A 9,983-nucleotide genomic window follows, 5' to 3' on the forward strand; every position below is an offset into this window, starting at 1 on the left:
AGCGATCGCCGAAAGTCTCGTAGTACGCAATTCAGGAAGTGCAATGGCGCGACAAATGACGGCAAAAGCCACCAAACAGAAGCAGGCGAAGGCGGCATTGGAGCCTGTTGGGGCAACGCGCGGCGCAAAATCAGCCGCGAAGCCGAACGGCAAGGCGGTCTCTGCGCCTGCCGAGGCAGAGGCGGGTAACGACCGCAGCGGTGGCAGCCGGTCGGTGCAGCGGACCTGTGCGATCCTTCGCCTGATCGGTGGCGCCGGCGAAGAAGGCGTCACTTTGGTCGACGTCGCCGCGATTTCGGAGCTACCCAAGAGTTCGGCCCATCGCTACCTGCAGGTCCTCGAGGCCGAGCATTTCATTGAGCGGGACCTCAACTCTTCGCGCTACCGGCTGGGTCTGGGCTTCATGTCGCTGCAGGCAGGTCATACCGACCGGCTCATACAGCGCACCCGTCCGTACCTGGCCCGAATCCTCGATCAATTCGATGAGACGGTCAATCTCGGCATGCTCGTCGGGCATCAGATCGTCTATCTCGAAATCCTGGAAAGCCCGCATGCGATGCGGCTCGCGGCCCGCAAGGGAGACACCGAAGGCATTCACGCCACCGCGCTGGGAAAGGTGCTTGCAGCCAAGCTTCCCGATCGCGATGTGCTCCAACTGCTGAGCCGCTCGGGCATGCCCAAGCACACGGACAATACCATCACCACAACGGTCGACTATCTGGCTGAACTCGAGCGCGTTCGTGAAGCCGGCTATGCGATCGACGATCGTGAGAATGAGGCCGAGGGACGCTGTGTCGCAGTGGCGGTGCCGGGGCTTGCAACGCCTATCGCAATCAGCCTGAGCGGGGTCGCGAGTCGCTTCTCTATGGAACAGGCGCATGAGGCTGCCAACAGCCTGCGGATCGCCGCTATCGAGATCAGCGGTGAGGATATGCCTCCGCTCAAGCGGCTGAGAACACGCCAAAGGGCATAGCCGCCCGACGCAATCGAATTGATCGTAAATCGCGCTGGCGAGGCCGATCGCCGGCGCGTCCCCGTTCGTGTGCAAAACGGGTTCAGCCGTTCGCTGCTAATTCTCGGTACAGCGCGGAATGTGTCGCTGATTCCAAAAAATCCGAAGTCGAGTGCCATCAGACAGAATCATCTTCGGATCCTTCCACCTGATTTATGCCCGCAGGGTAGACTCCGCGATAGATATGCCATAAGACGGGACATGTGTTCCGCTAGACGGTTCATTTATCCTTAGCATTTGGTGGTTGGAGGGGGCAGGTGGCCGTTCATTCGACTTCAACAAGGCCTTTTACCCATGTCTGATACAAATATGCAGAGTGGGCATGGTCCCGCAGTTCAAATGCCGGCTGTGCCCGGCAATCTCTCAAAGTCCGACGCCTATCATGAGGCGGCCCGCGGCATCATCCCGGGGGGTGTTAACAGCAATGTCCGCCTCGGCGGATGGCCGCTGTGCTTCGAATCGGCGCGAGGGCCGATCCTGGTCGACCTCGACGGCAACGAATATGTCGACTATGCGCTCGGCATGGGGCCGGCCATATTGGGGCACGCACCCAGTGATCTGATTGCGGCCGTGCAGGCCTCGCTCAGCTCGGGCCAGCTCTTCGCCGGCCAGCACCGCAGCGAGCTCGACCTCGCTCGGCTGCTGCAGCGCTACATTCCATCGGCCGAGTTGGTGCGGATCGGGATGACCGGGTCCGAAATGGTCCAGGCGGCGCTGCGCGTCGCTCGCGCCTTTACCGGCAAGAACGGCTTCATCAAGTTCGAGGGCCAGTATCACGGCTGGTTCGACAATGTGCTCGTCAACCTGACCGGCACGCCCGGCAACGGTGTTGTACCGTTGCCCGTGCGGCTGCAAACGAAAGGGCAGGCGGAGGCCGGCACCGCCGACACGCACATCCTGCCCTGGAACGATCTCGACGTGGTCGAGCGCTACCTTGCCGACCGCGGCGACCAAGTCGCCGCACTGATCACCGAGCCGGTGATGTGCAACACAGGCGTCATTCCACCGCGCCCCGGATACCTCGAGGGCCTGCGGAGCGTGTGCGACAAGCACAAGGTAGTGTTCATCTTCGACGAGGTGATCACCGGCTTCCGGCTCGGCCTCGGCGGCGCCCAGGGCAAGTTCGGCGTCACGCCCGACCTCTCGACATTCGCCAAGGCCTTCGGCGGCGGTTTCCCGTTGGCGGCGCTCGCGGGCAGGCGCGAAATCATGAGCCTGTTCGCCAGCGGCGAGGTCAACCATTCCGGGACCTACAACAGCAATCTCGTCAGCATCGTCGCCGGCATCGCGACGCTCGAGCAGCTCGCCGCCAACGACGGCGAAGTTTACCGACGCATCGACGGCAACGGCATCGCGCTGATCGAAGGCATGCGCGAAATCGCCCAGCGCCGCTCGGTCAACCTTCAGGTCAGCGGCTATGGCGCGGTGTTCCATACCTATTTCGCCGACGACCTCGAGATCGTCGACTATGCCTCGCACTGGCGCGCCGACGCCACGAGGCAGGCGGCCTTCGTGGACGCGCTGCTTCCGCTCGGAATCCGCCCGACCCGGCGCGGTACCTGGTTCGTCTCGGGCGCGCACGGCAGCAGCGAAATCGACCGAACTTTGAGCGCCGTGGACGAAGTCCTTCGGAACGGCCTGAATTAAGAGGAACCCACGTGAAACTCTTTCGCTTTGGCGGTCCGGGACAGGAAAAGCCCGGTGCGCTCGACAAGGACGGCATTCGGCGTGACCTTTCGAGCGTTATTGACGACATTGCTGGCGCGGCGCTGAGCCGGGAGGCGATCGCGCGCTTAGCGGCGCTTGATCTCAGCGGGTTTCCCGTGGTGCCTGACAGCGAGCGCCTGGGCGCGTGCGTCGGGGCGGTCGGTAATTTCATCGGCGTCGGTCTCAACTATGCCGATCATGCGGTTGAAGCCGGTCTGCCGATTCCCACCGAACCCATCCTCTTCAACAAGGCGCCGTCCTGCATTGGCGGGCCGAACGACGACATCATCCTCCCGCGCGGATCCACCAAGACCGACTGGGAAGTCGAGCTCGCGCTCGTGATCGGCGAACCCGCGTCCTATGTCGAAGAGGCCGACGTGCCTGAGATCATCGCGGGCTACTGCATCTGCAACGACGTGTCCGAGCGTGCCTTCCAGAACGAGCGCGGCGGTCAGTGGATGAAGGGGAAGGGCTGCCCGACCTTCGGTCCGCTCGGCCCTTGGCTGGTCACGCCGGACGAGATTGCGGACGTGCAAAATCTTGGCTTGTGGCTCTCGGTCAATGGGCAGGAAATGCAGAACGGCACGACTGGAACGATGATCTTCGGCGTCTACCAGCTCGTTTCACATATTTCCCAGTTCATGATCCTCGAACCCGGCGACGTGATCACCACCGGCACCCCGCCTGGTGTCGGTTTCGGGATGAAACCGCCCCTCTACCTCAAGGCCGGCGACGTCATCGAGCTCGGGGTGGGGGGGCTCGGTACGCAGCATCAGCGCGTGGTCCAGCCGATCGACCATGCCGATGATGGCGGATAGCAGCGCCCCAGCTCAAATCCTGATTCTTCCAGCAAACTTCGTCTCGCCCTGCCCATGCCCACACTGTTGCCAGACGATCCTCAGAGTTCAGCCCGGCGCTATTCCTCTCCCAGCCGGGTTTGGGTAGTGGGCCTCCGCACAGACGCCGGGGGCTTGTTGCCTGGAACTGCACCGGCCGGCGCTCTCCTTGCGCTGGCGCCGGCCGGTGTTCTTTCCCCACCGTCAACAGTGGCATTAGGCGTGCCGTCCGCGGTGCCGCATCAGCCTTAGTCGGATGTAGGGCAGTGGACAGGATCGCTCCCCCCACTGAGCAAGTACGGCTCGATGAGCTGACTTCGGCTCCATTTTTCTCGGAGCGGCAGAGGGAGGCGACCGCACAAGTTGTCGCCCGGGCTGTGCGCGGCCAAGGGATGTCGTTGCGGCGAACCTCTTGGCTAACTCAAAAAGCAGTCGGAGAAAACTCGGCCATGTACGCGACGCGGATGGCCACGAGCCGCTTCAGCCAGGATCGCTGACATGGAGGGAGCGTTCGCGATCGCACGGCAGTTTGCGGAACGCGCCTTCCATTTCGACAGTCAGGCCGAACTCGCCAGCGGGCTCGAGGCCTGCGCGCTCGAACTCGGGTTCAGCTACTTTGCCCTGCTTCACCATGTCGACCTGCGTAAGCACTGGCAGAGGATGATCCGCATCGACAACTATCCGGCGGGTTGGACAGAACGCTTCATTGGTTCGCGCCTGTTTCTCGAAGATCCGGTTTTCTGCGCAAGCCTGATGACCAACATCGGCTTTCCCTGGGATAGCATCGGCAAGCTCATCCGCGTGAGCCGAACGCAACGCCAAATCCTCGAAGCCGCGCGCAGGGAAGGCCTCAACTGCGGGTTCACCGTGCCCGCCCACATCCCTGGCGAGGCGCACGGCTCCTGCTCGTTTGCATGTGCGTCCGCGCGGACATTTTCGCACGATTGCATGCTCGCCGCCCAGTTGGTCGGTAGCTTCGCCTTCCAGGCGGCGCGGCGGATTTGCTGCGCGCGCTGTCCACTGCGCCTCCAGGCGGTCCAGCTCACGCCGCGGCAGCGCGACTGTGTCGAGCTCGTCGCCCAGGGAAAGACCGATTGGGAGATCGCAATGATCCTCGGCCTCAAGGAGGACAGCGTCACCAAAGTCGTCGACGCCGCGCGCCGCCGCTATGATGTCGCCAATCGGACCGAGCTCGTCGTCGCAGCGCTCTTCGATGGCCAGATCAGCTTCAACACCGTCCGCCACTGGCAATATCAGTTCGCGCCCTGTTCCAGCGTCAACTCGCGCACATCTCGATGATTGATCGCGACGCCGGCTATATCCGTCGCTATTCGCCTCTATCCGAGTCCACCGCATCCGTACCGGGAGGGCGAAAGAACTCGATCGGCGAAACTCCGAAGCATTGCGCCAGATCGTTCAAGCGCAATAGGGTCAAATTCACGTGGCCATTCTCGATTTGACTCAGGTACGACTGGGTAAAGCCCGCAACTTCGGCAAGCGGTTCCTGCTTCAATGCTTTCTCTCTTCGTAGCCGGGAAACATTGAGCCCGACCAGCTTGCGGATGTCCATCACCCGCTTGTCGATCATTGCAGCGCCGGAGTTTATTCGCTAAAACGAATATCGATGCGCGGGCTTCATTTCGCTGCACGGAATTCCAGGAATGATGGCAAGGGTGGCTGGTGAGCGAGATCAACGGAGCGGCAATCACAATCCTGACTGAGGCGCCCGATGGGGGGCCGATCACCGAGTACGACGTCAGCCATTTTCTCACTTATGCGCGACTGATCGATGCCGAGCGCGCTGGGACCGACTGGCGCGAGGCGGCCTCCGAGATTCTGCTCTGCGCCGTCGAAGATGATCCGGCCGGTTCGCGCCGCTGCTGGGAGTCGCACCTCGCACGCGCGCATGGCGTCGTGAAGGGACCGGTCTCGATCTAACCTGCCTGACGGGCAAGTCGTGGCGGCGCCAGACTCGGCCGCCGGGCCTGCAATACCCTCTTTGGTGCACATGCGCGCAGCGGTGATCGTTGCTCATCTGACGGCTCCGAACACAGGGAGCCACACCCATGATTTGCACCGTTCAAGGATGCAGCGACCCGCGCTTTCGCGGGGCGATCGAAACCATGTTCGAGGATCGCAAGCGCCTCTTCGTCGACCTGCTCGGTTGGGATCTCGCGGTCGAGCAGGATCGCTGGGAAATCGATTGCTTCGACGGCGACGACGCGATCTACCTGATCGCGCTCGACCAGACCGGCGACCATATCGGCTCGCTGCGTCTGCTCCCGTCCGACCAGCCGCATATCCTCGCGACGCTGTTTGCGGACCTCTGCCCCAGCGGCGTTCCGACCGGGCCGGAGACCTTCGAAGTAACCCGGCTATGCCTGCCCGTGCGCCATGGCGCCGCCGAGCGGCTGCGCATCCGCAATGCGCTGATCAGCGCGATGGTCGACCATGCGCTCCTCGCCGGCATCACCCGGCTCACCGGGGTGGTCGAGGCGGGTTTCCTCGCCCAGATCCTGCGCATGGGCTGGCGCTGCACCAGCCCGGGACCGTCACGACGGTTCGGCGGGGCGGCGCTCGGCGCTTTCATCGCCGAGATCGACGCCGAAACCCCGGCGCTGCTCGCCGCGAGCGGGATATATGCCCGTCCTGCCGGTCGGCGGGCGCCTTTCCTGGAGACCGCTCATGTCCGCGTCTGAGATCGGCAACGTCGACGCGCGGATCGAGCAGGCCTGTGCCGAGCTCGCCCGCGAGGGCTATTGCGTGATTCCCGATGCGCTTGGGAGTGAGGCAATCGAGCGCCTCGATCGCGACCTGTCCGATCGCTTCGCGCGGACGCCGTTCTGCGAGGGCGATTTCTATGGCCGGCGCACCAAGCGCTTCGGTGGCCTGCTCAACCGTTCGCCGCACGCCGAGGCGCTGGTCCGGCATCCGCTCGTGCTGGGGGTGGCAGAGCGGGTGCTCGGCCCCTGGTGCGACCGGATCATCCTCAACCTGACGCAGGCCATCGAGATCCACCCCGGCGCGCTCGCGCAATATCCGCATCGCGACCAGGACATGTGGCAAGGCCCCAAGGGCGAGGTCGAGTATCTGCTCAACGTCGTCTGGCCGCTGTCGTCCTTCACCGCCGACAATGGCGCCACGCGGCTCTGGCCGATGAGTCATCGTGGTGACGCCGAGCCGATGCCATCGGACGAAGCGCTGGCGATCGCGATGGCGCCGGGCGCGGCATTGCTGTTCCTGGGCAGCACGCTCCATGGCGGCGGCGAGAACCGCAGCCAGGCGGCGCGGCGCGGAGTCATCATCAGCTATTGCCTGGGCTGGCTCAGGAGCTTCGAGAACCAGTATCTGGTCTACCCGCCGGAGACCGCGAAGCGTTTCGATCCCGAACTCGCGGCGCTGGTCGGCTACGTCCAGCACCGTCCCAATCTCGGCAATGTCGAAGGCCAGTGTCCCTCGGTCCTGCTGGGTGGGCAGCCGATCGACGCCTTGCCGGCGGCCGATGCGCTGCGGCCCGATCAGGCCGAGGCGCTCGATCGCCATGTCGCCGAGCAGGCGGCCGCCCGCGCCGGGCTGCTAGGCGGGTGATGCGCGGTGCTGGTTGTTTCCGCCTCCGCCGGTGGCAGCGCCGTTGAGGCCGACACCGTCATGAGCAACGACGAGATCGCGCGGGCCGATCCGGCGCGCGCGCGAAGCCCGTTCCTCACCACGCGCCAGGCGGCGCATTATCTCGGGCTGACGCCGCGCCACCTCGAGCGGTTGCGGCGATTGGGCGGCGGCCCCTTGTTCCGCCGCCACGGCCGCTACGTCTTCTACCATCTCGACGACCTCATCGCCTGGTCGCGCCGCAGCCTTTCGGAGAAGATCGGTGACTGAGCCTCGGACTCGCATGGCCGCGATGATGCGGGACTTTGGCGGGCAGCTGCGCGGCGAGCGGCACCGGCGCCGCGTGCGGCGCCGGCGGGTTCTGGCGGTCGGCTTGCTCGGACTCGCGCTTGGTACCACCATTGTCCTGCCGCCCCGGCCGATCCTGGTGTGGAACGCGAGCGCCAGCGCGCCGGTCGGCCTCTATGGCGTCGATGCGGGAGCGGCGGTGGCGCTGGGCGACATAGTGATCGCCCGGGCGCCCGAGCCGTTCCGCAGCTTCGCCGCCCGCCGCCACTATCTGCCGGCCAACGTCCCGCTGGTGAAGCGCGTCGTCGCCGTCGCCGGCGACAGCGTCTGCGCGCCGGGGCGCATAGTGCGCGTCAACGGCAGGTCGGCTGCGGCGCGCCGGTCGTTCGATGGGCAGGGGAGGGCGCTTCCCTGGTGGCGGGGCTGCCGGACCTTGCGCGACGGCGAGCTCTTCCTGCTCATGGATCATCCCGACTCGTTCGACGGGCGCTACTTCGGGCCGGTGGCGCGCGGCGCGGTGATCGGCAGGGCGCGGCCGCTGTGGACGCGCTGAAGCGAATCCTGATGGCGACGGCGCTGGTTTTCGCCGGACCGGCCTGGGGCCAGGACGTCGCGCGCTGGCGTCCCTATGTCGAGGAGGCTTCGGCGCGTTTCGGCGTTCCCGCCGCCTGGATCGAGCGGGTGATCGCGGCGGAGAGCGGCGGGCGGACCAGCTTGGACGGGCGCCCGATCACCTCGCGCGCCGGGGCGATGGGGCTCATGCAGCTGATGCCGGGGACCTGGGCCGACATGCGCGCGCGGCTCGGGCTGGGGAACGATCCGCATGCTCCGCGCGACAATATTCTCGCCGGCGGCCTCTATCTGCGCCTGATGTACGACCGCTTCGGCTATCCGGGCCTGTTCGGCGCCTATAATGCGGGACCGGCCCGCTATGCCGAGCATCTTGCCGGCCGCCGCGCGCTTCCCGGCGAGACCCGCGCCTATCTGGCGGCTCTCGGCGCTGCGTCGACGCGGGCGCCGGTCGAACCTCTTGCCTGGGCGCCAAGCTCCCTCTTCTTCGCGCTGGGCCGGCAGACCGTGGCGGGGCAGGGGGCCAATATCGCCCAGGGGCTGTTCGTTGCGCTCGGCGCGCAAGGCGGCGCGCAGCCCTGATCGCCGCGAGCGGATCTGCGAAACAGGCGACAGGACGACACGGCGACCCGGGCGACAAGGACCGGCTCCGATCGGGTGATGATGGCCAGGGAACTGGCAGGCCGCCTTATTCTGGCGCCTCGCGCCTGGCGGCGCGACCGCGCTCTACTGCGCTAGGCTCGCTGGCGCTCGCCAAGCTCCGCCGGGCCGCGCGTGCCGCGCGTCCCGTCCTGCGGTGACGATCGGCTGGCGCCCGGCCGGAGGCTTGCCTCCGGCCGGATGCGGACGCCGCGCGCCCCTTCGGGGATCCGCGCGGCGGCGTCATGTTCGGGCCTGCCCCCTGCCGCGGCGGGTGGGCGGCGCGCCCTTTTGGGCCCGGCCCGGCGGCCCGCAAGCCGGCTTGGCAGCCGGCTCCTCCACTGTCGTTCCGGCCATCCGGTGCGGGCCGCCTCCTGGCCGGGCCCGGCAGGTCGCTCGGTGCCGCCCACCCCCCGCGTCGGGGGAGGCCCGGTGGGTTTTGGGCGGTGTCTGGAGGCACCCGATGCGCAACACTTCACGACCTTGCGCCAAGTCCCGGCGGCAGGACCATGGCGAGCACGCCGAGCGCGGCAATCTCTACGCCGAAGTCACCGATCGCATCATCGCCGAGCTAGAGGCGGGCCGCGTGCCATGGGTTCAGCCGTGGGGCCGCCCCACGGGCGAGGGCGCCGCCGCCGCGCCCGGCCTGCCGCGCAATGCGCTCACCCACCGCAACTACAGCGGCGTCAATGTGCTGATCCTCTGGGGGGCGGTCATCGCGCATGGCTATCCTTCGCAAAGCTGGCTCACCTTCCGGCAGGCGCTCGAGGCGGGCGGCAATGTCCGCAAGGGCGAGCGCGGAACCATGGTCGTCTTTGCCGACCGCTTCACCCCCGAGGCCGAAAGGGAACGCGCCCGCGAGACGGGCGAGGACGCCAAGGCCGTCCCCTTCCTCAAGCGCTTCACCGTGTTCAATGTCGCGCAGTGCGAAGGGCTCCGCCCGAACCTGGCCGCCGACCCCGCGCCGCTCCCCGAACGCGAGATCGTGCCCATCGCCGAGGAGGTGATCGCGGCATCGGGCGTCGATTTCCGCATCGGGGGATCACACGCCTTCTACGTGCCGAGCGCCGACTATGTGCAGGTGCCGCCGCAACCGGCCTTCTACGATCAGATCAACTATTACAGGACGGCACTCCACGAAATGACCCATGCAACGGGGCATCCGTCGCGTCTCGATCGCGATCTCATCAATAAGTTTGGCAGCAAGGACTATGCCAAGGAAGAACTTGTCGCCTTATCTGGACAGTCTGCGCCGCCCGCAACATTGCAGTAAGGTCGGCGATGGACGCCCACGGTAGGCAGTAATCAGGCTGGCCGTAGCGCTG

General features: G+C 66.0%; 12 protein-coding genes. 11 read left to right on the forward strand and 1 reads right to left on the reverse strand.

The features are described 5' to 3' along the window. Window positions 1–55: 55 nt before the first annotated feature. The 4 genes from B5483_RS19145 (at window position 56) to B5483_RS19160 (ending at window position 4,854) form a co-directional block, all read left to right on the forward strand. The gene (locus B5483_RS19145) at window positions 56–973 is read left to right on the forward strand and encodes an IclR family transcriptional regulator (protein ID WP_176168122.1); all 918 of its coding nucleotides are present in this window, start codon (window positions 56–58) and stop codon (window positions 971–973) included. 387 nt (window positions 974–1,360) lie between these two features. Next, on the forward strand, window positions 1,361–2,659 hold the full coding sequence (locus B5483_RS19150; protein WP_217698224.1) for an aspartate aminotransferase family protein: 1,299 nt from the start codon (window positions 1,361–1,363) through the stop codon (window positions 2,657–2,659). An 11-nt stretch (window positions 2,660–2,670) separates the two neighbouring features. Then, window positions 2,671–3,537, forward strand: coding sequence for a fumarylacetoacetate hydrolase family protein (locus B5483_RS19155; RefSeq protein ID WP_079731565.1), 867 nt, complete (start codon window positions 2,671–2,673; stop codon window positions 3,535–3,537). 516 nt (window positions 3,538–4,053) lie between these two features. Beyond that, a complete protein-coding gene (locus B5483_RS19160; protein WP_079731566.1) occupies window positions 4,054–4,854 on the forward strand; it encodes a helix-turn-helix transcriptional regulator in 801 nt (266 codons plus the stop codon). Between the two features lie 28 nt (window positions 4,855–4,882). On the opposite strand, the gene B5483_RS19165 is transcribed toward B5483_RS19160, so the two are convergent. Next, window positions 4,883–5,143 (reverse strand): helix-turn-helix domain-containing protein, encoded by a 261-nt coding sequence (locus tag B5483_RS19165; RefSeq protein ID WP_245829400.1) that lies wholly within the window; start codon window positions 5,141–5,143, stop codon window positions 4,883–4,885. A gap of 92 nt (window positions 5,144–5,235) precedes the next feature. Here B5483_RS19165 and B5483_RS19170 point away from each other — a divergent pair, with 92 nt between their 5' ends. From B5483_RS19170 to B5483_RS19200, 7 genes are all read left to right on the forward strand, one after another. Continuing rightward, a complete protein-coding gene (locus B5483_RS19170; RefSeq protein ID WP_079731567.1) occupies window positions 5,236–5,493 on the forward strand; it encodes a hypothetical protein in 258 nt (85 codons plus the stop codon). Window positions 5,494–5,621: 128 nt separating this feature from the next. Further along, window positions 5,622–6,254, forward strand: a complete 633-nt coding sequence (locus B5483_RS19175) for an acyl-homoserine-lactone synthase (RefSeq protein ID WP_176168123.1) — start codon at window positions 5,622–5,624, stop codon at window positions 6,252–6,254. After that, window positions 6,241–7,143: a phytanoyl-CoA dioxygenase family protein gene (locus B5483_RS19180; protein WP_079731568.1), complete on the forward strand. Its 903-nt coding sequence runs from the start codon at window positions 6,241–6,243 to the stop codon at window positions 7,141–7,143. Before B5483_RS19175 ends, B5483_RS19180 begins: the two co-directional genes overlap by 14 nt. Window positions 7,144–7,149: 6 nt before the next feature. Further along, entirely contained in the window at window positions 7,150–7,431 is a 282-nt protein-coding gene (locus B5483_RS19185) for a helix-turn-helix domain-containing protein (RefSeq protein ID WP_425435059.1), read from the forward strand. Between the two features lie 13 nt (window positions 7,432–7,444). Continuing rightward, window positions 7,445–8,002, forward strand: a complete 558-nt coding sequence (locus B5483_RS19190; protein WP_079731569.1) for a S26 family signal peptidase — start codon at window positions 7,445–7,447, stop codon at window positions 8,000–8,002. An 11-nt stretch (window positions 8,003–8,013) separates the two neighbouring features. Continuing rightward, window positions 8,014–8,601 (forward strand): lytic transglycosylase domain-containing protein, encoded by a 588-nt coding sequence (locus B5483_RS19195; protein WP_079731583.1) that lies wholly within the window; start codon window positions 8,014–8,016, stop codon window positions 8,599–8,601. Window positions 8,602–9,121: 520 nt separating this feature from the next. Further along, entirely contained in the window at window positions 9,122–9,931 is an 810-nt protein-coding gene (locus B5483_RS19200) for an ArdC family protein (RefSeq protein ID WP_079731570.1), read from the forward strand. Window positions 9,932–9,983: the final 52 nt, after the last annotated feature.

The sequence above is a fragment of the Novosphingobium mathurense genome (genome assembly GCF_900168325.1).
GTDB classification, from domain to species: Bacteria; Pseudomonadota; Alphaproteobacteria; order Sphingomonadales; family Sphingomonadaceae; genus Novosphingobium; species Novosphingobium mathurense.

Bases quoted from the DNA above. Each gene is read 5' to 3' on its own strand.
- B5483_RS19165 (WP_245829400.1), bottom strand. From the start codon at position 5,143: ATGATCGACAAGCGGGTGATGGACATCCGCAAGCTGGTCGGGCTCAAT.
- B5483_RS19190 (WP_079731569.1), top strand. From the start codon at position 7,445: ATGGCCGCGATGATGCGGGACTTTGGCGGGCAGCTGCGCGGCGAGCGG.
- B5483_RS19160 (WP_079731566.1), top strand. From the start codon at position 4,054: ATGGAGGGAGCGTTCGCGATCGCACGGCAGTTTGCGGAACGCGCCTTC.
- B5483_RS19200 (WP_079731570.1), top strand. From the start codon at position 9,122: ATGCGCAACACTTCACGACCTTGCGCCAAGTCCCGGCGGCAGGACCAT.
- B5483_RS19175 (WP_176168123.1), top strand. From the start codon at position 5,622: ATGATTTGCACCGTTCAAGGATGCAGCGACCCGCGCTTTCGCGGGGCG.
- B5483_RS19195 (WP_079731583.1), top strand. From the start codon at position 8,014: ATGGCGACGGCGCTGGTTTTCGCCGGACCGGCCTGGGGCCAGGACGTC.
- B5483_RS19145 (WP_176168122.1), top strand. From the start codon at position 56: ATGACGGCAAAAGCCACCAAACAGAAGCAGGCGAAGGCGGCATTGGAG.
- B5483_RS19180 (WP_079731568.1), top strand. From the start codon at position 6,241: ATGTCCGCGTCTGAGATCGGCAACGTCGACGCGCGGATCGAGCAGGCC.